The sequence below is a fragment of the Streptomyces sp. NPDC051211 genome (genome assembly GCF_040689505.1).
Classification (GTDB): Bacteria; Actinomycetota; Actinomycetes; order Streptomycetales; family Streptomycetaceae; genus Streptomyces.
Map to the genome: position 1 here is coordinate 54,017 of NZ_JBFBAV010000024.1, position 23,834 is coordinate 77,850.

The window sequence follows — 23,834 nt, forward strand, 5'->3', positions numbered from 1 at the left end:
TTGGCGTCCGGCAGCGGAGTCTTGGGAGGTACCCACACCTTCGGTGGCTTTGCGGCCGCCTCGACCAGGGGAAGGCCCAGGCCGGAGAAGAGCACGGCGAAGGCTGCGGTGACCGCGACACGCGACCGCCCGCGCTTCGAGCGCACGAAGAAGCCACTCCGACGAGACAACAGGATCCCCCCACAGGAAACCAGGCATGGGAAAAACCGGGCCAACAGGGCCCGGATCGATGGGCACCTTACGGAGTGGATGTTCGACAAGTACAGCTAAACATTAAAAGATCCTTTAGTGATCAACATCACGCGCCGGGCACTCCGGGCTCATCGACCGAGAAGAGACATTTCCATCTGACGGTTTGTTGACGGCCTTGCACAAGTGAAGGATTCTGCGCCTGACTTCTGCCCGTTTCCTGCTCACAGCGAGGACTGCCACCGTGAGGCCGTCACTTCTTCCTTCGTGGATATCCAGACCGGGGGCGTCCCGCCGACGGCGGGCCTCAGGTGCAGCCCTGGGCCCGGCCGCCGGTGCCGTGGCACTCGCCCTCGGCATCGGCCTGATCTCAGCGCCGCCCGCGCTGGCCGAAGTGGACCGCGGCCACGGTCCTGCCGACACCGATTGGCCCGCCACTGCGCCCAATCCCTCCCCGAGCGAGGAGGAGAAGGCTCTTCTCGCCGCTCAGGAACAGGCCAGAAGTACCGGAAAGCCGGTGCTCGTCAGCCACCTGACCACGGATAGCTCCCAGACGTTCGCCAATCCCAGCGGCTCCTTCACCACCGACTCGACAGCGACCGTGCAGCGCGTGAAGGGCGCTGACGGGGGCTGGAAGGCAGTGGACGCGACCCTGCACCCGAACGCCGACGGAACGCTCGCCCCGGCCGTTGTGCCCTCACAGCTGAGGCTGTCCGGCGGTGGAACCGGCCCCATGGCCACCATGACCACCGCCGACGGCAAGAAGCTGGCCGTCACTGCGCCCTTCGCGCTGCCCCAGCCCGTGCTGGAGGAGAACAGCGCCCTGTACAAGTCGGTCCTTCCTGATGTGGACCTGCGGCTGACGGCGAACAAGCTGGGCGGATGGCGCCAAGTGCTGATCGTCCACACCCCCGAGGCCGCCGCGAATCCCACGGTGAAGAAGCTGCGCCTGGGCGTGGAGGCCGACGGGCTGAACGTGAAGGCCGACGCGGCGGGCAACATCACCGTGACCGACACCGACGGCACCGTGAGGTTCTCGAGCCCCCCTTCGCTCATGTGGGACTCGGCCACTTCGTCCACCGGTGCAGCCGGCACCGACAGTGCCGAGGGGGGCATGCGCACGATGATGCTGTCGGCTCCCTCCGCGGCCGCGGAGGACGAGGCCGTTGCTGCCTCGAGCCCGGACGGGCCGGGTGAAGGCGCCGCCGTCGCACCCATCGCCGTCACCGCGACCAACCAAACCATCGACCTCGTGCCCGACACCGGCCTGCTGAGCCAGGGCACCGGCCCCTGGTACATCGACCCCGGATTCAATCCCACGGCCGACAACACACGGCAGGCGTACTCGCAGGTGCAGGAGGCCTACCCGGACACCAACGGGTTCAACGGCACCGTATACGGCCAGGACAAGCCGGCCGCCGGATACTGCGGCTACAACATCGGCGACCCGCCCTGCACGGAGGAAGGCCGCACGCGCGCCTACTTCAAGATCGGCATCAATTCGGCCATCCACAACAAGGCCGACCGTGAGGTCACGGTCCTCAACGCCCGCTTCCACGCCACGATCGTTTCCTCCTCCAGCCCGTCGACGAGCACGCCGATGGGCCTGTACGCCACTTCGGTGATCGACAACCCGACGAGCTGGCGGGACCAGCCGTGCGGGACAGCGTCCCGCATGGGCGGCTGCGCCAAGCTCGGAGCGAGCGTTCCCGTCTCGGGTACGGGGGACATCTCCTTCGACGTCACCACCACCATGCGGGCCGCTTCGCAGGGCAACTGGACGTACCAGACCTTCGGCCTCGCACCGGATGACGAGTACAACAAGTACTACCGCCAGCGGTTCGCCAACAACCCGCACATCGTCGTCGAGTACGACGTCAAGCCCACCATCTGGTGGCCCCGCACCCGCCCGACCCCCGGCTTCGCGCAGAACGGCACCTCCAACGACTGCCGCACTCCGGGCACCGTGAACCCGTGGGACAACCCCGGCTGGGTCGGCGCCAACAGCAACATCACCCTGACCGCCAGCACCTGGTCGCCGGTTCAGCGGCAGCTGAACACGACCTTCCAGCTCTGGGACGACGACAACAACGGCCACACCACCTACCACAGCACCGGCTGGCTCGGAGACTACGGCGACGTGACCGTCGACGTCGGCCCGCTGTCCGACGGACACCAGTACGGTTGGACCGCCCGCACCACCGACTCCACGCTCACCAGCGGCGATTCCGACTGGTGCTTCTTCCGAGTCGACCGCACCCCGCCCACCGCGGACGTCAACTCCACCGACTTCCCCGAGTCCGGCACCATCGGCGCCCGGCCCAAGTACGCGGGCCAGGAGGGCACCTTCACCCTCACCGGCACCGACCCCGCCCCGGCGGGCGGCGTCCGCACCTCCGGCCTCGCCTGCGCCCGCTGGACCACCGACCCCGTCCAAGCCGCAGCCACCAACTGGAACTGCACCGACGCCGCCACCGACTCCCGCATCATCACGATGATCGGCGGCAAGGCCACCGTGAAGATCACGCCCCCGCGCTGGGGCACGAACTTCGTGTACCTGCAGACCCAGGACAACGCGGGCAACATGTCCCAGCCCGCCGTCTACAGCTACTACGCCCCCTCCAACCTCAACGGCGCCGCCCCCGTCTTCGGGGACATCACCGGTGACAGCAAGCCCGACATCGTCCTGCCCGACAGCTCCGGCACGCTGCGGACCATCGAAGGCCGGGCGGGGGACCGCGACCCGTCCACAGCCGTAGCCTCCAAGATCAGCGCAGCTCCGGCGGGCAGCGGCTGGAGCAACATACAGATCGCACACCGCGGCAACCTCGCATACAAGAACGTCGACGATCTCTTCGCACACGACCCGAGTGATCCGCAGAACCTGTACCTCTACAGCAATGCCAATATCGATGGCGTCTTCAATCTGCGCGACCGCATCACGGTCGCCAAGCCGGCCAACTGCGTGAACACCAGCTTCACCGCCATCAACTGCTCCGCCTACTACGGCAGCGACTGGTCCAACGTCACGAAAATCGCTGCGTTCGGAGCGCCGACGGGCGATGCTCCGGTCAACGGAGCTCTGCCGCAGTCGTCCCTGCTCTTCGTCGAGAACGGCAGGCTCTGGCTGAGCAAGGCCGCCGCCGCGAGCATCAACCAGCTGGACACTCAGGCCATCCTCCTCTCGGCCAACGACGACCGCTGGAAGGACTACACGCTGATCGCGCCCGGTCGGGCGAAGGGAACCAATTTCCCGACCCTCTGGGCCCGCTCCAGCAACGGCAGCATCCACTCCTTCGCCATCACCGGCACTCCGGAAGCTCCCGTGCTGACCGGCTTCACCGATCCCACCAAGGGAGCCATCCCCGGCATCGACCTCGATCCCGCCGCCTACCCCCGCGTCGGCTCCGACGGCGACATCACCGGTGATGGCATCCCGGACCTCTGGGCCGTCGACACCAAGCAGCAGCTCGTCGCATTCCGGGGTACCGGAACCGCACCCAACGGGACCACTGTCCTGCATCCCACCGTCACCGGCTTCGAACCGGCCCCGGTCTCCCTCGGCAACATGAACAAGCCGGCCGGCCAGTGGAAGTTGACCACCGACGACGCGACCATCGACCCGACCGCCGAGGTCACCTGGCCAACCGCCACCATCGGCGGCACCAGCACCCCCTATGCAGGGTTCAGCGGCCCAAGCTCCCGCGCGACCCTGGCCGGCCCGACCATCGACACCCGCACGAGCTTCACCCTCAGCGTCTGGACGAAGAGCTCCGGCTCCAGCGGCGTCGTGGTGTCGCAGGACGGCAACCGGTCCAGCGCCTTCACCCTCTACCCCGACGGCGGGTCCAAGGTATGGCGGTTCGCGCTCGCCCGAGGTGACGCCGACGGCTGGAACTACGACTGGACCAGCGCCTTCAACGACGCCGCCCGCGTTATCCCCAACGCCTGGACCCGGCTGACCGCCGTCTACGACGCGCCCACCGGCCAGATGCGTCTTTACGTCAACGGCACTCTCGCGTCCACCGGCCACCACAAGGCCACCGACAGCCCCGCACCGGCGGGCGTCCTCGTGCTCGGCCGCTACAAGCGGGACGGCTCGATCGACACCGCCGGCGGCTACACCGGCGGCATCGGCAACCTCGCCCACTACTCCTACGCCGCCTCCGCCAGCGCCCCCGGCGCCACCGGACCCATCACCCTCGCATCGTCCGCCACCAACTGCGTCGACAACGACAACGGGCGCAGCACCGACGGCAACGTCATCCACCTGTGGACCTGCAGCGGGATACCCAACAATCAGCAGTTCCAGATCCACCACGACGGCACCATCCGTATCCAGGGCAAGTGCCTCAACGCCGAGAACGCGGGCACCGTCAACGGCACCCTCATCCAGCTCTGGACCTGCAACGGAACCCCCGCACAACGATTCCTGCCCCGGGCCGACGGCAGCGTCCACAACCCCGCCTCGGCTCGCTGCCTCGACCTGCCCCAGGGCAACAAGACGAACGGCACCCGCCTCCAGCTCTGGGACTGCAACAACACCGGCGCTCAGCGCTGGACCATCCCCACGCTGAACACCGCCGTCCTCCCGGCCCCCACGTACACGTCCTAGCCAACCGACGACACCAAGCTGTGCCCGCCTCCGCCACCATGGAGGCGGGCACAGCCGTGTATTCGGAGCTTCCGCCCCCGGACTGTCCCTGGGGCACCACTGCCGCCTCATCACGAACCCGCAACTTCGCCGCCCGAAGCCTGTCAACAGAAGGAAGCACGGCCCGTCCCCGCCATCCCCGCATGCAGGGAGCAGTTCGACGACGCCGTCGCCCAGGTCTTCCCTCTCGGTCGCCGCATGTGAGGGGAGCGGGTTTGTTGCGGTGCCATGTTAGGTGGGACGTAGACAGTCGGGAGGTACTTCCGTCGATCAAGGCGTCTGCCGCGAATAGGCCTGATCGGTTTAGACCAGTGTCTCGGCAGCCCATCTGGTGCTGTGACCGGGAAGGTTCGCCGGGTTGAGTACGCTGAGCCCCGCTGCGGCGCACGAGGAGGCCTGCATGATGCGGAGACCGTCGATGGACGAGGCCGTGGGACTGCTTGAGGGCGAACTGGGTGTCGGGCGGCGGTCGCTTGCTGACCTGGACACGGAAGACGCCTGGCCTGCCTTCCTCCGCTTTGGCCGACTGCTGTTCGACGTTCCGGACACACCCGATACTGATGGTCTGCTGTTCCAGTACGGGCCCTCCTCGTTTGACGGTCCTCCGACGTTCACGCTGGACCTCACCCGACAGTTCGCGATTGCCGACAGCGACGGCGATCACGACCACTACGTGCAGGTCCACTGCGAGCTTCGATACAGACCCGCCCCCGCCCTGCAGGCCCTGGGAAGCTTCGACTCGTGGTTCTTCCATGGTGGCGGAGACGATCTCGACGCGTGGGCCGAGGGACTAAGCAAGCGAGCGGCCTGGGCAACGATCCGCACACTCAAGCCCGCCGAGATCAGGGTGTACCAGGAGCAGGTGTAGCCGCTCAGGCAGCCGTCGTGGTGGGGCCCCCGACCCAGCTGGACGGCTTTCTCGCTGCGGATGCGGGCACGCTCGCGTCGTTGAGCGGCCAGGACATCGGGATGGCGGGTGTTTCGGTTGCGCCAGCGCAGGTAGGCGTGCAGGACCGCGTCTGGGCGGTGTGGTTGGGGTGGTGGGAGTTGGCGAGGGTGAACTGCCGCAACGGTTCCGAAGTGCGCTTCGATGGGGTTGACCCGGGAGGCGTAGGTCGGGGTGCAGCTCCGCTCGCCCTTGTTCTTCACCGCCCACCGCCTCATCCGCCAGTTCGTGTGGGCGGAGAGGTTGTCGAGGGTCACGTAGATCGGGGCGCCGTTGGGTCGGGCAGCACGGATCTGAGGTCCATCCCCACATACGCGGGAAATAGCCGAGCCAGCGCGCCACGTTGACGCTAACCGCAGGATCATCCCCCCTGTGCGGGGAACAGTACGAGTCTGGCAGGTCGCCGATTTTGCACACCGGGTCATCCCCCGCATCGCGGGGATACTGCGCCGTCGGATCACACGGCCCCATGCGCTGTGAGTCATCCCCGTGTCTGCGGGGAGCAGGCGTATGGATTCCGCCGCGCGCACGCTGTGGCTGGGGCATCCCCGCGACGCGGGGAAGTAGCATCGGGCCACGGATCCCTGCCGTCACCCCATGAGACATCCCCGCGTACGCGGTAAGCAAGCTGCCTGCCTTCCATGATGGGGTATAGGCGGCTGGAAGGTACGTACTTCCGTTGGGTACGCCATTCTGACGTGATCGGCCTGGTTGCTCAGGGCGATCTCCGACAACCGACATCTGGATCCTGAGATACACGGTGTCTCAGGGCCTCGCCGGTTCCCTCGGTTCCTGACCGACACTACTGGGACGCCCTCTCACTCGCCCCTCATCCTCCTGCGCCGGACGCTCACCTCCCCCGCTGCGGTGCAAGACCGCGAAGTCCCGTGGGAGGGCCCGGATCGCGGGCAGCATCCCGCTGTCGATCCGGCAGCGGCGGCCGCGAGGGGCACGAGGGTGGGCTGACAGGTATCGCCATTGGCGACGGGCTCACGGCGGAGGACGCCCTTGCCGACAGCCAGTCGGGTGCCTGCCGTGTCCACGTCGGGTGGGCCGGACTAGTGTTGGCCGTCCAACCCGGGTGTTTGATGCCGCTGCCGAGGCATGTCCGCATACAGAGCCTCGGCCTTGCCGTTCTCTGAGGGGTTGGGCACTTGTTTCTTCCAGGGGGTCTTGTTGCGTTCTCTTCACTACCGGCGGCTGAGCCAAGTCGCGGCCGCCACCGCGGTTGCTCTGTGCGCAGGGATGTTGTTCTCTGGCCCGGCCGTGGCCCTCGACGAGCCCATCCTCCACCCGCAACACACTGCCAAGCCCCAGTTGGGAGGCAACGCGGCCAAGCCGCGCCTGGACCTCGACGGCGACGGCTGGAGTGATGTCCTCGTCCGAAATTCCAAGGGCAAGAGCAGCAGCTTGCTGTCCACTGTCGGGAAGACCGGCGGCTTCACGTTCAACGGGTCATCTCAAGCCGTTCCGCGCGACGTCGTCGCGCTCGGCAACATCCGGGGCGGCTGGGGCACCGAAGTGCTGCAGTGGTACAACGACGGCCGGCTGTCGATGCACCAAGCGTTCAGCAGCAGCACGCAGGCACCGACCTGGACCGGCCACGGCTGGCAGGTCTACAACAAGCTCATCGCTGCCGGCGACCTCACCAAGGACGGCCGAGGAGACCTCCTCGCCCGCACCCCGTCAGGTGACCTGTACTTGTACCGCGCCACCGGCGCAGCCACCGGCAATCCCTTCGCCGGCAAGGTCAAGGTCGGCAGCGGGTGGAAGATCTACGACCAGATCGTCGGCGCCAACGACCTCGACGCCGACGGCATCGCCGACCTGGTGGCCAAGGACCTCAACGGCAACCTTTACTACTTCAAGGGAACCGGCAGCGCCTCCGCCCCGTTCAAGCCCCGTACCTGGGTCGGCGACGGCTGGAACGAGTACAACAAGATCATGGCCGTCGACGACCAGAACGGCGACGGCAAGGCTGACCTGTACGGGGTGGCACTCTGGGGCCAGCTCTACTTCCACGCCTCCGAGGGCAACGGCAAGTTCACTGCTCGCAAGCAGATCGGCCACTACTGGATTGACTCCGAGACGTGGGTGAACTCCGGCGTGACCCCCGTCTACGGCAAACACGGTGTATACCTGCTGGACTGGTACGACTGGATCCGCGAAGCCGTCAACCTGACAAACGGCCGCTTCGCCGGCCTTACGCCGTTGGATCAGAACCCCCCGCCATTCCCCTCCTCTGAGCTGGTGACCGTGGCGGGACTCGACAGCAGTAACCGCAGCTACCCGTTCAGCTTCGACCGCTACGCGCCGAAGCTGATCAACACCACCAAGGGCAAGTCCGTCTGGACGCTGCCGACCACCGACATGGTCATCGGGCCCGGTGACCTGACCGGCGATGGCAAGGGCGACCTGCTGTTCCGCGAAAGCAACGGCCGCCTGTCCGTCCGCGCCGGTAATGGTGACGGCGTGACGTTCGATTACGCCGGCAGCGCCGGTACAGGCTGGGACACCTACAAGACCATCGTCGGCGGCGGCGACATCTCCGGTGACGGCCGGCCCGACATCGTGGCAGCGTCCCACGACGGCCATCTCTACCTCTACAAGGGCACCGGCAAGGCCTCCGCGCCGTTCACCGCCCGCGAGTGGTACAGCCACGGCTGGAACGGCTACAACGGCATCGCCGTCCCCGGCGACCTCAACGGCGACGGCCGCGCCGACCTCATCGCCCGCGACGGCGACGGCACCATGTGGCTCTACCGCTCCCAGGGCTGGGGCGGCGCCCACACGTTCGCCAGCCGGGAATGGCTGGACAGCCAATGGAACAGGACCGACCGAAGCTTCAACTGATTCGGTTCGCCGGGCCGGGCCCGTGACGGCCGAGGCGGGCTGGCCTGGCCGGCGTACGGCGCCGGTGCTCACGGTTCGCCGCGACGGCGGAGTCACCACGGCATGGGCCCGCTCGGCAAACGGCCTTGATGAGGCAGCCGCAGGCGAACGTGAGGGCATCGTGCGCGGCGCTCTCGCACGTGTGATCGACGCCGTGGGCTACCTCGAAGCGCCCGAATCCGAAGAAGCCGTAGCTGCTGCCGCCCTCGTCGCCGCGCAGTGGGCCGGAGGTGAGCCTGCCGATTCCGTTTACGGGCCGGAAGAGCCTGGCTGCGTAGGTGAGATGCGGCTCTGGCTCAAGTTTTGTGGAGCAGTTACGCTCCGTGCCGCCGCCACCCCGTTCATCAGACCCGGGCCCCAGATGGATCCCTTCCGTCCCGGGATCACCGCAGGCGTATTCCGGCCCCACAACCTCAGCTGTGTGCTTGTTGCGAGAGGATGGGGTGGTGATCCGCCACGACCCCGAGATACAGGCCCTGTACCGCCGCTATTGCCTCCCCGGGCGTCGCTATCTGAAGCTCGGCGGAGCGGTACTTCGTATGTCGCGCGAGGAGTACGAGCCGTTCGTTCGTGCCCTGGCCGCTGATGCGAAGGCTGTTTCCGACTCCGAGCTGACCATCCTCTTCGAAGGCAGCTGGCGCGAGCGGCGGACCGCGGCATGGCTCGCCGCCGTCTCGCGCCGTGACCACTTCCGCGAGCGTCTGGGGGCACTGCTGCTGGAGAGCGAGGTCTGCTGCGCGGGTGGGGCCTACTGTGTGGCGCTGGCGAGTTTCGGCACTGCACGAGACGCCGACCTGCTCGCCGCATACTTGAATCGCTACCTGCGTCGGCCCGACCTCGCCTACGACCAGCCCACGGCCATGGGCGCCCTCGCTTACACCGACTCCGTCCTGCACGGCGACCGGGCCCGCGACTTCCTCCAGGAGGGCGGCCTGTGGCCGCAGTGGTTCCAGGACGCACCCCACATGCACGGCGATGACGGCATCTCCAACGACCTGGGCGGCATCCGCCTCGCCTGCGCAGTCATCGAGGAATGCGCCGACAACTGACCCCATTAGCTTTCACGTCAGGCTCTGGCTGAAGGTCTGTGGCGCGGCCGTTCCTCCGTCACGCCAGTAGGACCCGCTTGCGGAGAAGGTGGAAGCCAGCCCGCCCGAACATCTGGCGCTTGAGCATCTTGATCCGGTTGATGTGACCCTCGACGACGCCCGAGTTCCAAGGAGTGGAGAGCCCCGCGACGACCGCTGCCAGGTCGCGTTCGAGGCCGTTGGCGAAGCTGTGCAGGCCGGGTAGGTCATCAGCACGAACAGCCGCGATCCAGTCCTGAGTGAGATGGCCTTCGCGTCGGGTGAGCATTTGTCCGAAGGAGCGAACGTGCCCGGCGAGAGCCTCCAGCTCAGGGCAGTGGGCGACGGCGATCTTCATCCGCAGCTGGTTCTCGTCGGGCAAGGCGTCGGGATGCGTGAGGATCCAGCTGCTGACAGTCCGTGCCGAGGGTGGTCGGATCGCAGGGGTATGCGGAACTGTTCGGAGTGGACGGAGGTAGTCGCGCACCGCGGCGTATCCGCCTTGGTAGCCGCGGTCGGTGATCTCCTCCCAGAGCTTCCAGGCGTTGGTGAAACCGTCCTGCCAGCGTTGGTGGAGATAGGGCTTGAACGTGTCCAGCTTGGTCGGGCGGTCTTGCCACTGGCCTTGGAAGAGCGCCTCTGGAGTCCTGGCGTGGGCGAATCGCTGGACGGTGCTGAGGCCCATGCCCAGCTGTCGGGCGATCGACCTTCGGCTGTGGCCGGCTTCGAGCAGAGCGTGGACCTGGGCATGTCGTGCGCGGGTCCGGTCCGCGAAGCGATACCCCGTCGGCCAGGGCGAAGTGTTTCGCTCCTTCGCCACTAGTTCTGGCTCTGCCTCAGTTGCTGCCGGGTGGCCGCGCAGGCAGCGTCGGTGCAGTGACACGCACCGCTCGGTGGCCTGTCTAAGGTTGTGCCACAGGTGCCAGCGATCGGCCACCTGGAGGGCCTGCGGGGCGCCGAGCGTGGCACCTTCGGCGTAGAACGGGGCGCGGTCCCGGCAGATGACCTTGATCTGCGGATGCTGGGCAAGCCAGGCTGCGAGTGTCTCTGGTTCCCGGTCCGGCAGGAGTTCCAATGGCCGGCGCGTCTCCACGTCTACCAGGACCGTGCCGTAGACGCGGCCTTTGCGCATCGCGTACTCGTCGACGCCGACCGCTGTCGGCTGCGTCGGGTTCGGCTCGGGGAGCGCATGGACGATGCGCAGGACGGTGCTGCGGCTGACCGGGACGCCGATCAGTCCAGCGAGCCGTTCGCCTGCTCGCCCGGCAAGCGCCAGGCCCAGCGAAGCAAGCTCCGATCGCAGCCGCTCGGTCCAGCTGCTGTGCCGGCGCGTCAGTCCTGGTATCTGTTCCACGAAAGTCCGCCTCGGGCCCCCAGGCCTCCTGCAGGCGAAGCGGCGCACTCGCAACGACAACACGACAGGTCTGCCCGAGACCGGCAGATCGCCGGGAAACCGCAGGTAAGAGCCATGGAGGCGGGATGACCATGCTCCACAGCCTGGGCATGAAGCACCGTCGGTCGTACTGCGGATCTCGACGCATAGGCGGTCGTCACCTGGGTCGACGGAGGTCACGGCAACGTCGGCGAGCGGCGCGAACAACATCTCTGAAAGGCATGTCACGGTGCTGGAGCCTCACCCTGCCGGGCATCAAGCCCGCCCCTTTTCAGGCAACTTCACGTTCGAACAAACCTGTTCCGGATGCCACGGAAAGTTACTACGTCACAGAAGTTGAGCCAGAGCCTGAGATGCAGGAACGAATGCTGGCGAGTGTTGGCAGCGGTTCCAGCCCAACGGGGCATCGAATGTTAGTCAGTAACAGAAACGGTCGGATGGTAAGAACGTCGATTCCCCGCAGACGCACGGGGCCAGGTGCGTCGCCAACGGTGGGTCTTCAATGGCTTCCTGCCCTGAGCTGCGCAGCGAGCTTCTCCGACTTGAGGACTATTCGTCGCGGAGTGATGTGACGGTGTGTCCACATGCCCGTCACCGGCCTGTTGTGGCTTGATCGTCGGACGGTCCCAGGCAGGGTGCCGTAGCAATCCACCCAGTTGGTATCACTGGTCGAGGAGCCTTGAGCGTGAGACTGACCATGCATCATGCGGTATCCCCGCGACGTGGCGCCGAACGGCTTCGGCATCCGGTCCGGCGCAGCACCCTCTTCCTCGCCATGGCGGCGCTGCCGGCGGCTTTGGTGGTGCCCCTGGCCACGCCCGCCGCGGCGGCGCCTGTGACCGTCACCTTCACCCCCGGCGCCAACCAGCCCTTCACCGTCCCGTCTGGCGTCATCCAACTGACCATCACTGCCACCGGCGCCTCAGGGCAGAACGGGACCGACGGAGGAGTGGGGGGTGACGGCTCCACCGTCAGCGGCACCGTCAACGTGCCGTCGGGCACCACCACCCTCTACGTCAACGTCGACACCGGCGGAGGCGCAGCAGGCGGCAACTTCGAAGAGGGCGGTGCCGGCGGCGGAGCCAGCGACGTACGCACCTGCGACTCCACCAGCCCCAGCTGCTTCCTCACCGGCAACACCGCCACCGACCCCCGGCTGATCGTCGCGGGCGGCGGAGGAGGCGGAGGAGCCGGCTTCGGCCCATACCCGAACCCCGAGGCCACCGGAGGAGACGCCGGAATCACCGGTCAGACCGGCGGCAGCAGGCCCAACAGCGGAGGAGGAGGCGGCGGGGGAACTCAGACGACCCCCGGCGCCGGTGGAGCCGGATGCCCTTCCACCGGCGGCCCCGTACCCAGCACGCCCGGCACCCCCGGTGGCGGCGGTACCGGCGGCACCGGCGGCGGTCCTTTCTCCGCCGGAGGCGGAGGAGCCGGCTGGTTCGGCGGAGGCGGCGGCGGCGGCTGCGACTTCATCTCCGCTGGGACGTATGGGCCTGGTGGCGGCGGTGGCGGGTCCAACCGCGTCCCGGCGGGCGGTACCTCCGGACCCGCAACCGGTCCGGCCTCGGTGACCATCACCTACGAACAGACCAACGGGAACAACGGCGGAGGCAACGGGTCGGGGTCGATCCTGCCCATCAACCTCAGCGGCATCCTCCCGATGTTCAACAACATCAGCACCAACAACAACATCAAGAGCCCCGGCGCCAGCAACACCACCACACAGAACCTCGGCCTGAACACGCCCTGATCCGCAGCACGCCGCTCCGGAGCGTGCGGTGCGTAAGCGGGCCCATACATGCCGGTCCCGGCGAGTGCCGCCGGGACCGGCATCGGTCTCTCGCCTCGTGATCCGCGGTGCCAGCGGCGACGAATACTGTCCGACAGCGACGGCAATGTCGCGGCGAACTTTCCGGCTCCACGTGGTCCATTGAACTCAACATCGGCTCAGAAGACCCGGTGGACTCGATCATGCTCCACATGCGGGGCTCCGGCGACGACGTGCTGGCACACGTCTTCCGCCTTGCCGAGGCTCTGCGGTGCAAGGTACTCGACTGCGCGGAAGGGGACCTGATGACTCCGGGGCAAACGTCAGGCTGGCACGCTTTCCAGGAATTCCGCGATCGAGTGGTCGGACCCTCTCGGTGATGCCTCCCGGTCGCAGCACTGGCATCCACCCCATGCACCCTGAAGCCCGATTGAGTCTTGAGGGCCCGCTCCCGCCCGGTCGGATGGTCACGTCCGATGAAGGCGACGGAGGTGTACAGCCCCTGTGGCTCAGCGACGGGCCGGCCACGACTGAGCTGTGGACACAGATGCACGCCGAACACACACGCTCCGGCTTGTGGCCGTTGCTGCTCGACTCGCTGGATCCGAACGATGGCGAATTTCGCCCATGGGGTTCCGGGGAGGTCTTCCCCGAGCAGATGTCCTCCCCGGCGAGCCACGACCCTGCCGGCCTCCTCGCCCAGTGGTGGGTGACCTACACGGCCGTCGATGAGGACGACGACATGCTCGACACCGACCGGCGCCTCGCCGTCACGGCCCCCTTCGGGCAGACCTGGCCCGGCCTCGCGCCCAGGCGAGATACGGCCACGAGCCCCGGCCAACCGGCCTCAGAGTTCGCGCAGGCGTTCCTCGCCGACCGCCCACGGACACGCCTGGGGCTGGTTGCCGCAGAGTCCGGTGCCGAGGCGTTGACGGCCGCGGGCTGGAGCGGACCCTGTAATTACGACAACGACACCGCGAAGTTCTCCGCGGTCGTCCGCGATTGGGAGCACCGGTTCGGCGCCCGTGTCGTCGCGGTCGGCTTTTCCACACTGCACCTCAGCGTCGCCACGCCACCGGCGAACGAGCACGAGGCTCTCCTGGTCGCGGCCGAGCACTTCGCGTTCTGCCCGGACAACATCTGGCAGGGCAGCAGGCCGTACACCCTGGCCGCGTACGCCGAGCGGATCACCGGTGCCCACCACTGGGACTTCTGGTGGGACTGATCCGTCCCTCACCTGGCAAACGGACCGCATGGCCCGGCCACCAGCAGGCCAAGGCCCTCTGGCGTGGGATGTGTGGCTGCCGGGAGATGATGTCTCCTGCATCGGAGGCCGTGCCTGGGGAAGGCCGGCCCCCGATGCCGGGGGCGGGCTACTGGCCGAGGAAGGTTTGGCGCCACTGCAAGGGGGACATCGTGAGCGCGGCTTCGGCGAGGGCTTGGGCGGAGGGGGTCTTGAGGCTGTTGAGGGAGGTGTCGATCCAGTCCTGGACCAGGGTGTTGCCCTGGGCGCGGTACTCGAGGGCCTGGAGCAGGCACTCCAGCTTGTCGGCGTCGTGGGCGACGGTGACCTCGAGGCTGTCGCCGTTCTCGTACTCGTCGACGACGCGCTGGACGCCGGCCTTCACGGCCGGGTGGGTGGCGGAGACCTGGTCGGCGGTGACCCTCTCGTTCGCGGCGGCGTCGATGTAGCGGCGTCCGATGTGGGGGATGTCCCCGATCCGAGTCTCCTGGGTGTCGTGGAAGAGGCACATCAGGGCGACCTTGGCGGCGTCGGCGCCTTCCATCATGGCCAGGACGGATCCGACGATGCCGACGCGGAAGGAGTGCTCGGCGATCGACTCGGGGTTGTTGTTGCCGGTGAACCACCAGCCGGTGCGCTTGGCGTTCTTGAGGACCCCCATCTCGAAGAGGAATCCGGCCGTACCCTGCGCATTCGCCGTCTCGTCTGCCATGCGGTGACCTCCGGTGGGATCATGTGCGGTTCTGGCGTAGAACGTAATGGACGGCGCTCAGTTCGCGCCTGGCCCTTTTGGAGAGAACTCCCTCGCTCAGGAGCCTGTCCGTCCGGGTGTCCAGGGATGCGGCCAGGGTCGGGGAGGCGAGCGGCAGCCAGGGATGGGCGGTCAGGAGTGCCCACAGCGAGTGCGTGTACAGGTCGACGTAGCCGGGGGCCAGGTGGAGGCCTTGGGTGAGGGCGCGCAGCAGCGTGATGGGATCCCATCCGGCGTCGGGGTCGCGCATGAAGGTGTCGTCGGCCTGGGGCCGGCGGGCGGCCCCGAGCCAGTACGCCCAGTAGTTGAGGTTGGCCGTCTCACCGGTGTCGTCGTCGGCCATGGCCCGCTCGATGAAGTCCAGCAGGGGTACGGGATCGCCGAGGCGGGCGAGGGCGGTGGCGGTGGAGCGGGCTTCGGCCCACTGGGGGCTCCAGCCGCGCCCGGCCAGGACGCCGCGCCGCGCGTGGAGGGTCTGCGCGGTCCAGGAGACGGCCTCCGGGCTGCGGTCGTAGGAGGAGAGGTAGAGGGCCTGGCGGTGCAGGAGTACGCCGCGGTTGTCGGTGCGGTGTGCGGATTCGGCGAGATCCCGCAGGTGGGTGAAGAACGCGCGGCGTTCCGGGGCGGGCAGCAGCGGTGCGGCGGCGACCGGGCCGCGGCGTGCGGGTGCCGGACGGCCAGCGAGGGCCGGGGGCGGGGCGCCGGTCAGGGCCCAGGCAAGCATGTGGGCGGTGTCGCGGGTGTGGACCCACTCGCCGAGCGGATGCAGGAGACGGGCGCGCCCGTCGGGATGCAGGGAGGCGCTGATGATGCGGTCGGCGTCCATCGCCGCGTCGAGCAGGGCGACGAGGTCCGCTTCCGCGCCTAAGACGGCCAGGTGGCGTCGCAGGTCGAGGAGGGCGGATGCCTTCATGTTCGCCAGCGGGCGCCGGCCGGACTCCCAGCCCTGGAACGTGGTGAGGTCGACGCCGAGGGCCTCGGCCATGGACCGCTGTGTGTGAGGGGTGCTCTCCCGGGCCGTGCGCAGCACGAACCCGCTGATGGTGCCGGAGACCGCGCGTGGCCGGGCGGTTGGTCTGGCGGTCATGACGCTCTCCGAGGGGGCGTGCCGCGTGCCGCTGCCTTAACTCGTACCCGTGGTCAGTCCTACCGCATTCCCGGCGACCGTACGGTCACTACGTGAAATCGACCAGGGTGCGGGCAAGGGGCCCGGGTTGACGCCACTCCACTGACGGACGTCACGGCCTTCTGTGCGCGCTCGGCCCCCTCCCGCCCATCCGAGCCGTCCGGTGCCACCAGCTCCTCCCGGCTGCCCTGGGTCGGCCGCCGTCAAGGCCGCATACGCAAGGAGACAGAAAGGTAGGACTGCTCATGTCCCCGAAAAGCCGCAGCCGTCAGCGCCAGTCCGTCCCGAGCTGGGTCAGCGAAGGCGCCCGCATCTTCGATCCGCTGGAAGACCGCCAGGGGATCGTCCAGTTCATCGGCGAATGGGAGAACCCCACCACTCGGACGGTGGTCGCCAACGCCGTGTTCGCCCGCCCCGAGGGCGGCGGCCGCGAATGGATCGTGCAGGACCCCCGCCGCCTCGAACGAGGCTGACCGATCCGACCCTCTTGCCCCCGGTGCCCCGCCCGTTCCACGTCACGGGCGGGAGCCTCCCCTCCCGCTTCTCCCCTCGGAAAGGAACCCGCATGGCGCTCACCGAAGAAGACCTGCGCGCGGAACTGTCCGGCACCACCGTGGTGGTGACCGGCGGTGGCGGACTCGTCGGCAGTCGCATCGCGGTCCGGCTCCGCCGGCTCGGTGCCCGGGTCATCGCCGTCGGCAAGCTGGATGCCTACCCGGCCCGGGTCTACGGCCAGCTGTTCGGCGTACGCCCCGAGGACCCGGACGTCATCGTGGGCGACATCGCCGACACCCAGCTCATGAAGGCCGTCGCCTCGCAGGCCGACTACGTCGTCCACGCCGCGGCCGTCGCGGACGTCGCCTTCTGCACCCGCAACCCCCTCGCCGCCCTCCAGACCAACATCAACGGCACCCAGATCCTCCTGGACGCCGTCCGCCCGCACGCCGACCGCATCCGCCGCTTCGTGTTCGTCTCTTCCGCGGCCGTCTACGGCAACGGCGACCCCGCCGAGCCGGGGATGCAGTGCTGGACCGAAGACCGACCACCGGCGCCACTGTCCGTGTACGCGAACACCAAGGTGTGGGGCGAGCACCAGAGCGCGCTGGTGATGGACGCGGCCGGCATCTCGCACACCAGCGTCCGCTACTTCTCCGTCTACGGCGAGCCACAGACGGTCAAGGAGAACTCCCACTCCTGGGTCGTCGCCTGGCTCGCGCAGCGCGCCAAGCTCGGCCTGCCGATGCGGCTCAACGGCGGCGGGCGGCAGGTCCGCGACTTCGTCCACGTCGACGACATCGCCGAGGCCACGATCCTGGCCATGGTCGCTCCTCGGGCGCACCGGCAGGTGATCAACGTCGGCTCCGGGGTACCGACCTCGATCCGCTCGATCGCGGAGGAGATCCTGACCCACTACCCCGACACGCGGGTGGAGGAGACCCCGCTGCCGGAAGGCGACCCGCTGGGCGGCTTCGCGGACACCACCCGCATGCGTACCCTGCTCGACTGGACGCCGTCCATCAGCGTCAGCGCAGGAGTGGCCCGGTACGTGGCGTGGCTGGACGACAACCCGTACGCCCTCCCGGACTTCCTCGTCGCCGAGGCCGCCCGCGTCCGGCAGGGTCACGGCAAGCGGCCCGAGCCGGCAGCCCTGCCAGCCTAGCCGTGGCCTAGCCGTGGCCTAGACGATCGGCGGGCGCCCGAGCCTGGTCAGCCGCCACACGGTGGCCCACCGGATCGGTTTGCGCCGCCCGCACGGCGTCCGTACTCCTTCGACGAAGCCCGCCGCCCACGCCTTCAGGCCCGACAGCGGCGGGCGCCGCACCAGCGTCAGCACCGTCCACACCCCCAGGTACACCGGCACCAGCAGGGCAGGAAGATGCCGCCTGGCCAGCCAGACCCGGTTGCGGGCGACCATCCGGAAGTACATCGCGTGCCGGGCAGGAGAGGTACGCGGGTGCTGGAGCAGCAGCTCGGGCTCGTAGCGCACCCGCCACCCGGCGTCGATCGCCCGCCAGGCCAGGTCGGTCTCCTCGTGCCCGTAGAAGAACTCGGTCGGCCAGTCGCCGACCTGCTCGAACACCTCGCGGTGAATGGCGTGCCCGCCCCCGAGGAACGTGGTGACCTCGCCCGCCTTCATCGGGTCCGACGCCCGCAGCCGCGGCACGTGCCGGCGTTGGGTGTGGCCGGTCTCGTCGGCAATGCGGAAACCGACGATGCCCGTGCGCGGATCGGCGGCGAGGATCTTGCGGAGCCGCGCGAAGGTGTCCGGATCGGGCAGGAGGCCGTCGTCGTCCAGGTCTACGACGACGTCCACGTCCTCGTGCCGGCGCAGCGCCTCCCAGCAGGCGTTGCGGCCTCCGGAGACGCCGGTGTTCGTCTCCAGCGCCACCGTCTCGACACCTTCGCCGAAGTCGCCGAAGTCGCCGAGGTCTCCGAGGCCACCGAGGTCCGCGGGATCGCAGCCGTTGCCGACGACGACCGTGCGCACCGGCTCGCCGTGCTGGGCGCGTACGGATGCCAGCAGGGCGAGCAGGTCGTCGGGGCGGTTGCCCATCGTGACGATGGCCACCCCCAGGCGCGGCTCTGCCACGGGTCCCTCATCTCCCTGTGCGTACGTCGAATCCCGCGATCGTAGCGGCCCGTCCACCTTCCGTTCACCGCGAGCACCCGTGCCCGTGGCCCACCCTTCGAGGCTTCTCATGACCGCCACACCCCGCGCCGGCGACGGCCCCCAGACCGCCCTGACCGCCCTGGCCTCGGCCGGGCTGCTGCCCGACCACCAGTTCATGGATGCGCCCACGCTCGACCGGATCGCCGCCGCCCGCCCGGCAGGCCTGCCGGCGCCGCGGCTGCCCTACCGCCTGCCGCCGCCGCTCATTCCGCTCGGCGAGTGGTTCGTACATCCCCGGCAGGCCGACTCGCTCCACGGCGTCCTGCACAACTCCCGGGTGGCGACCCTGGCCACGATCCTGGCCCGCACCCACGGCCTCACCCCGGCTGAACAGCGCACGTTGGCCGTCGCGGCGGCCGTACACGACTGCCGGCGCCACAACGACCGCGACGACCCGCACCACGGCCGCCGCGCCGCCGACTGGCTCGACCGGCACCACCGGGACATCACCGCACACCTGGCACCAGGCCCGGGTGCGGCCGACGACGAACCCGCCGCCCTCCGGCAGGGCGCCGTAACCGCGGTGGCCCTGCACGACGTCCCGTACGCCGCCTTCACCCGGGAGCAGACCAGCGCTTACGGACGGGCCCGGCTGTTCACGGACCTCCTGAAGACCGCCGATGCGCTCGACCGCTACCGCCTGCCCTGCACCCGCTGGTGGCCCAACCCCGCGCTGCTGCAGGTCGTACCGCCCGACTGGCTGCACGCCGTCGCCTTCGACCTGGTCCTGCACAGCGAACGCGCCCGCCTGGACGGCGCCGACCCCCACCAGGCCCTCACCCACGCCCACACCCTCGTCGCACACGGACCGGCCCATGCCCATGCCCATGCCCATGCCCATGCACGCTGAATGGGACACCGCCCACACCGACCACACCACGACCCCCCGCCGACCCGAGCCCCGGCAGCTCGCCGCGACCAGCGCCCAGTGGGACGACCGCCTCAAACACACCACGCCGCACGGCTGGCTCCTGGCGGGAAACTCAACCACCGCCGCCCTGACCAGCGGCAGGCCGGTGTACCTGCTGCACACCACCAACGGGATCGACGCCATCAAAGCCAGCGGCCAGCTCCACGCCTCGACCGGCTGCCTCATGGCCGCCGTCTACTGCGCCCCTCTGACACCGCTCGCCGCTGGCCTGCGCCCGCACAACCTCGCCCGCTACCTGCTGGAAGCCAAGCGGCACACCGAGACCCTCGTCTTCGAGGTCACCCCCGACCGGCCCATGCCGCCCAAGGGCATCGACTACCTCCGGCTCGGCCCGATCCACCTGCGCACCTTCACCACGTACCAACACCTCCTCACCGAGGAAGAGCTGGCGTTGCTCCAGAACGCGGTACGCGCCCGCGTCCGAGCCTCCGCCTCCTTCCTCGCCACGACCCTGAGCATCGCCACCGGAGGACCGGGCCCGTCAGCCGCCGACTTCGTCGACCAGCTGGCCGCCGCCGTGCCGGGCCTGGGACTGCTCGGCTACCTGTACTTCGAGGTGCTCTCCGAGTACCTGATGCTGAACTCCACGTCAGATGAGACGTGCCGGCTCGCAGACCTCGCGGAGATGAACAACCACCTCTACAAGCGGCTCGCCTTCGCCGCCGTGGCCGACATGGGCAGACTCTTCGACCTGGCGAAGTTCGCCCCCGACCAGGCGACACTCGCCCGCCTCCTGGGCCGGGTCGACCCCACCCTGGACCCGGCCGCCGTGACGACCTACGTACGCGGGCGCCTCCCGCACCTCTTCACCTCGGTCTTCCTCGCTCCCGACCAGGACCCGACCGCCCTCACCCTGAGCGAACTGGACTACGTCGACCTCGCCGCGACCGCCCCCGGCCTCGTCGGCCAGCTCGTCTTCCGCGAACTCCGCACGATGAGCCGCTACCCGCAGCTCTACGCCTGCTTCGAACAGGCCAAGGCGCTGGAAGCCTGGGCGTACTGGGGCAGGGAGCGAATCTCCGTCCCGTTCAACGGATGCATGCCCAAGGGCGAACTGGGCCTCAACCCCGCCTACCCCGGCCTCCGCTGCCGAATCTGGACAGCCGAGACCAGCGCCGACGGCCTCGTACACCCAACTGCCGAACTCGACGTCACTCCCACGCCCCGCATCGTCGACCTGAACCTGACGGCCATGCGTCGCGACGAACACGGCAGACCGGCCGGGCACCCCGGATCTACGCAGGCTCCTGCGGGAACCTGGGCAGGGTAGGCCTCGGCTCTGGGCGCGGCGCCCTGGTGTGCCGAGAGCCGAGGCGAAGTCCGAAGTCCCCCACCCGATGCCCTGCAAGGGCTCATCCCGGTACGCGCGGGGAGCAGCCTGGCGTGTTCGGCGAAGACCAGACACGCGTGGGTTCATCCCCGCACGTGCAGGGAGCAGTTCGCCCCGTTCGCCTGATCCTGGTCAGCGCGGGTTCATCCCCGCACGCGCGGGGAGCAGAGGTAGACGTGCCCAGCATCCGTCGGGTGCACGGGTTCATCCCCGCACGCGCGGGGAGCAGAGCATCAGCCCGGCCGAGCACCTCGGCAAGAGGGGTTCATCCCCGCACGCGCGGGGAGCAGTCCTCGTGCAGCCGTTCACCGAATCCGTCGAAGGGTTCATCCCCGCACGCGCGGGGAGCAGGGTACCTGGCCTCATCCCACGTACCCAGATGAGGGTTCATCCCCGCACGCGCGGGGAGCAGGCTTACTGAGCTGTCACTTTAGGCTGACCAGTAGCCTTATCGAAGCACTTTCGCCGAAACAGACATTCCACTACATTCCCCGCCTCTCAGCGGTACGGCGAGGTGGCGCACCGGGCGCCTCGTGCGACGCGGTCAAGTATCGGACACCACCCGGACGAGCGAACGCCGGGGCCAGCGACTCGACTGATAGAGATGGCGGTCGCCGTGCACAAGACGGTTCGCCGGGGCCGAGACCACCATCCGGACCAGGGTGAAGGCCAGGCCGCGTGTACATCGGCAGGCGCAGCGGTCCGCCTTCCTGAGCACGGCGGCGCGCGCTCGGCCGGAGGGGCCGGTTGTCCACATGCCCGCAGCCGTCCACAGGCTTCCCCCGAGGTCGGGTTCCGGATGGGACCATCACGCCATCCGGACATGAAGGAGGGGATGCTGATGTCCACGTCAGCCCTGACGGACCTCGGCGCGCAGCTCGATTCGGAGGACGCCGCCACGGTACTGGCAGCGGTCTGGGACGTGCTCACCCTGACCGCGGAGCTCGCGGACGCGATCACCTTCGAGGAGGGCAGCGACGAACTACAGGCGATGGTCGTCGCCCAGAAGTGCTCGCAGGCCCGCGACCGCCTGCCACTGCCAGCCCGGGGGGAACCGGTCCAGGCGACGGCACCGCCGCCCGGTGCCGTCGGTCTCGAGCCGTACGTGCACCTGTTGGAGCGCGCCCGGGACTCCGTGGTCCGGCTCGGCACGACCGCCGACCAGGTGGGTGAGGGCGCCAAGGGGTCGCTGGACGAGGTCGCTTCCCTGGCAGCCGGCGCCGCCGTGGCGCTGGCCGCGGTCCGGGAGCGGTGACGTGACCACGTTGGGCGAGCTGTTCGACGTCGCGGTCGCGCAGCTCCAAGAGGCCGCGCAGACGCCGCTCGCGTCGGTGGGCCCGGAAGAGCGGGTGGCCTTGACCGAAGGCCTCGTGGATGTCCTGGGGCAGATCAGGAAGGGTTTGGGGCCGGGCGCCTACACCCCGGTACCTACCAGCGAGGAACGGTGGCTCACGGTCCCCGAACGGAACCTCGACGAGTACCTGGATCAGGCGTCGGCGGCGCTGTCGACGGCGCAGCGGTATCTGCGGACCCCGGCCGCGCGGGATGCCGGCCCGGCCGGTGCGCGGATCGACTCGGCCGCCCGGACGCTGGGGGCCGTACGCGACACGATCGGCAGTCATCTGGGCCCGGACCGGGCGCCGCTGACGCCGTACGCCTATCTCCTTCGCCACCAGTCGGCCTTCTACTACCTCTCCGGACGGTACGCCGAAGTGGCGTGGCAGGCCGGGCAGGTCGTGCAGCGGCTCGCTCAGGGCAGCGAGCACCCGGGAGCTACCGAGGCCTTCGAGTCGGCCCGCACCCACCTCGACAAGGCGTCCGTGCTCACCCGGGTCGCCACCCGCGAGACCGACGCGCACCTGGGTGCCTTCCCGCTCGCCCTGCCCGTGGAGCCTGTCCGGGCCTCACCGGCCGATCCGACCGACGGCGTCGTACTCCGGCTGGGCGAGGACAGCGAGCGGCTGTCCCGGGCGGCCTACCTGGCCCTCCACGACCGCGACGAGCGGCGGCTGAGCGGATCGGATCTCCAACAGCTCTCCCGCTGGACCTCCATGGCCCGCCTCCTGGTCGGCCGCGTCCTGCTCCGGGTGGCGGAAGGGCTGCCGGACGGGGCGGTGGCCGACGGCGCCAGAGAGGCGGCCGCGGTGCTGCGGGAGTCGTCCCAGGCCTGGAAGACCGCCGCCGGCGGGTGGCGGCACGTCGTCGACACCACCGATCCGCGCGAGCACCCCGACCTCCCGCCGCCCGGCTATGACCTGGTGCAGCGCGGCCAGGTCGTACGGCTGCCGTCGACCACCCCTCACCCGGCCGTGGTGATCTCCCATACCTCGACCACCCGCGTGGGGCAGCTGCTGTTCGGCCCCCGCTGGACCGCGGATCAGGGACCGGGGACTGCCCGCCCGGCGGCGGACATCCTCGCGGACGCCGGAGGGCCGGGCCCGCTTGTGGCTGCGCTGTACCGGCTGCCGTCGTCCGGCTGGCAGTTGGCGGCCGCCGCCCCCTGGGCGATCCGGCGCGCCGGCGCCACCTTGGTGTCCGACGTCGTCGAACACCGCCCACCGGGCCTGGACAAGGCACAGCGCTTCTACCCCGTCCACCGCCGAGAGGTGGAAGCCCTCACGGGTGCGTACTCCGCGGTGATGGCTGCCGAGCAGAAGACGGCGGGCGCTCTGCTGGAGGCGGCCCGCCGGACCGGTACCGCCGTCCCGCGGGCAGTCCTGGACGCGTACGCACACCGGGCCATCGCCCAGGAACAGCGGTGGGCACCTGCACAGCAGGTCCAGCCGAAGCCCCAGCAGGTACCCAGGGCGTACGTGCCGCAGGAACTCCTGGTCCGCCGACCGGGCGCGCGCCGCTGACCCCAACGGTCC

General features: G+C 69.1%; 17 protein-coding genes, 1 pseudogene and 1 CRISPR repeat array. Of the genes and pseudogenes, 13 read left to right on the plus strand and 5 right to left on the minus strand.

Annotated features, from left to right (window positions below; all coding sequences use genetic code 11):
* The first annotated feature begins 529 nt into the window (after window positions 1–529).
* Window positions 530–4,804: a ricin-type beta-trefoil lectin domain protein gene (locus AB0447_RS22765; protein WP_366478549.1), complete on the plus strand. Its 4,275-nt coding sequence runs from the start codon at window positions 530–532 to the stop codon at window positions 4,802–4,804.
* Between the two features lie 457 nt (window positions 4,805–5,261).
* Entirely contained in the window at window positions 5,262–5,711 is a 450-nt protein-coding gene (locus tag AB0447_RS22770) for a hypothetical protein (protein ID WP_366478550.1), read from the plus strand.
* Between the two features lie 38 nt (window positions 5,712–5,749).
* Here AB0447_RS22770 and AB0447_RS22775 read toward each other — a convergent pair.
* Window positions 5,750–6,082 (minus strand): annotated as a pseudogene (locus AB0447_RS22775) (IS630 family transposase); the annotation flags it as partial.
* Between the two features lie 973 nt (window positions 6,083–7,055).
* Between AB0447_RS22775 and AB0447_RS22780 the strand changes: the two are divergent.
* The 3 genes from AB0447_RS22780 to AB0447_RS22790 all read left to right on the plus strand — a co-directional run bounded on the left by AB0447_RS22780 (window position 7,056) and on the right by AB0447_RS22790 (window position 9,730).
* Entirely contained in the window at window positions 7,056–8,642 is a 1,587-nt protein-coding gene (locus tag AB0447_RS22780; protein WP_366478551.1) for a VCBS repeat-containing protein, read from the plus strand.
* Between the two features lie 64 nt (window positions 8,643–8,706).
* The gene (locus AB0447_RS22785; RefSeq protein WP_366478552.1) at window positions 8,707–9,267 is read left to right on the plus strand and encodes a DUF4259 domain-containing protein; all 561 of its coding nucleotides are present in this window, start codon (window positions 8,707–8,709) and stop codon (window positions 9,265–9,267) included.
* Complete coding sequence (locus tag AB0447_RS22790) at window positions 9,149–9,730, plus strand: DUF6000 family protein (protein WP_366478585.1); 582 nt, start codon at window positions 9,149–9,151, stop codon at window positions 9,728–9,730. The genes AB0447_RS22785 and AB0447_RS22790 overlap by 119 nt, the downstream gene beginning before the upstream one ends.
* Window positions 9,731–9,788: 58 nt before the next feature.
* Here AB0447_RS22790 and AB0447_RS22795 read toward each other — a convergent pair whose 3' ends face one another.
* Window positions 9,789–11,351 (minus strand): ISL3 family transposase, encoded by a 1,563-nt coding sequence (locus AB0447_RS22795; RefSeq protein WP_366478553.1) that lies wholly within the window; start codon window positions 11,349–11,351, stop codon window positions 9,789–9,791.
* A 475-nt stretch (window positions 11,352–11,826) separates the two neighbouring features.
* On the opposite strand from AB0447_RS22795, the gene AB0447_RS22800 reads away from it, so the two are divergent.
* Window positions 11,827–12,894 (plus strand): hypothetical protein, encoded by a 1,068-nt coding sequence (locus tag AB0447_RS22800; RefSeq protein ID WP_366478554.1) that lies wholly within the window; start codon window positions 11,827–11,829, stop codon window positions 12,892–12,894.
* 676 nt (window positions 12,895–13,570) lie between these two features.
* Window positions 13,571–14,137 (plus strand): DUF4253 domain-containing protein, encoded by a 567-nt coding sequence (locus tag AB0447_RS22805; protein ID WP_366478555.1) that lies wholly within the window; start codon window positions 13,571–13,573, stop codon window positions 14,135–14,137.
* Between the two features lie 148 nt (window positions 14,138–14,285).
* Here AB0447_RS22805 and AB0447_RS22810 read toward each other — a convergent pair whose 3' ends face one another.
* Window positions 14,286–14,867 (minus strand): HD domain-containing protein, encoded by a 582-nt coding sequence (locus AB0447_RS22810; RefSeq protein WP_366478556.1) that lies wholly within the window; start codon window positions 14,865–14,867, stop codon window positions 14,286–14,288.
* A gap of 19 nt (window positions 14,868–14,886) precedes the next feature.
* A complete protein-coding gene (locus AB0447_RS22815; protein WP_366478557.1) occupies window positions 14,887–15,993 on the minus strand; it encodes a helix-turn-helix transcriptional regulator in 1,107 nt (368 codons plus the stop codon).
* A 284-nt stretch (window positions 15,994–16,277) separates the two neighbouring features.
* Between AB0447_RS22815 and AB0447_RS22820 the strand changes: the two genes are divergently transcribed.
* Together AB0447_RS22820 and AB0447_RS22825 are read left to right on the plus strand one after the other, a co-directional pair.
* Entirely contained in the window at window positions 16,278–16,505 is a 228-nt protein-coding gene (locus tag AB0447_RS22820) for a hypothetical protein (RefSeq protein ID WP_366478558.1), read from the plus strand.
* Window positions 16,506–16,597: 92 nt separating this feature from the next.
* Window positions 16,598–17,692 (plus strand): NAD-dependent epimerase/dehydratase family protein, encoded by a 1,095-nt coding sequence (locus AB0447_RS22825; protein WP_366478559.1) that lies wholly within the window; start codon window positions 16,598–16,600, stop codon window positions 17,690–17,692.
* A gap of 18 nt (window positions 17,693–17,710) precedes the next feature.
* Here AB0447_RS22825 and AB0447_RS22830 read toward each other — a convergent pair whose 3' ends face one another.
* Window positions 17,711–18,622 carry a glycosyltransferase gene (locus tag AB0447_RS22830; protein WP_366478560.1) on the minus strand — a complete coding sequence of 304 codons (912 nt, stop codon included), beginning with the start codon at window positions 18,620–18,622 and terminating at the stop codon, window positions 17,711–17,713.
* Window positions 18,623–18,731: 109 nt separating this feature from the next.
* On the opposite strand from AB0447_RS22830, the gene AB0447_RS22835 reads away from it, so the two are divergent.
* The 4 genes from AB0447_RS22835 to AB0447_RS22850 all read left to right on the plus strand — a co-directional run bounded on the left by AB0447_RS22835 (window position 18,732) and on the right by AB0447_RS22850 (window position 23,822).
* Window positions 18,732–19,553, plus strand: coding sequence for a hypothetical protein (locus tag AB0447_RS22835; protein ID WP_366478561.1), 822 nt, complete (start codon window positions 18,732–18,734; stop codon window positions 19,551–19,553).
* Window positions 19,537–20,904, plus strand: a complete 1,368-nt coding sequence (locus AB0447_RS22840) for a hypothetical protein (RefSeq protein WP_366478562.1) — start codon at window positions 19,537–19,539, stop codon at window positions 20,902–20,904. The genes AB0447_RS22835 and AB0447_RS22840 overlap by 17 nt, the downstream gene beginning before the upstream one ends.
* Window positions 20,905–20,982: 78 nt before the next feature.
* A CRISPR array of direct repeats spans window positions 20,983–21,376; the repeat unit is 29 nt; unit sequence GGGTTCATCCCCGCACGCGCGGGGAGCAG.
* 429 nt (window positions 21,377–21,805) lie between these two features.
* Complete coding sequence (locus AB0447_RS22845) at window positions 21,806–22,219, plus strand: hypothetical protein (protein ID WP_366478563.1); 414 nt, start codon at window positions 21,806–21,808, stop codon at window positions 22,217–22,219.
* A gap of 1 nt (window position 22,220) precedes the next feature.
* The gene (locus tag AB0447_RS22850) at window positions 22,221–23,822 is read left to right on the plus strand and encodes a hypothetical protein (RefSeq protein WP_366478564.1); all 1,602 of its coding nucleotides are present in this window, start codon (window positions 22,221–22,223) and stop codon (window positions 23,820–23,822) included.
* Window positions 23,823–23,834: the final 12 nt, after the last annotated feature.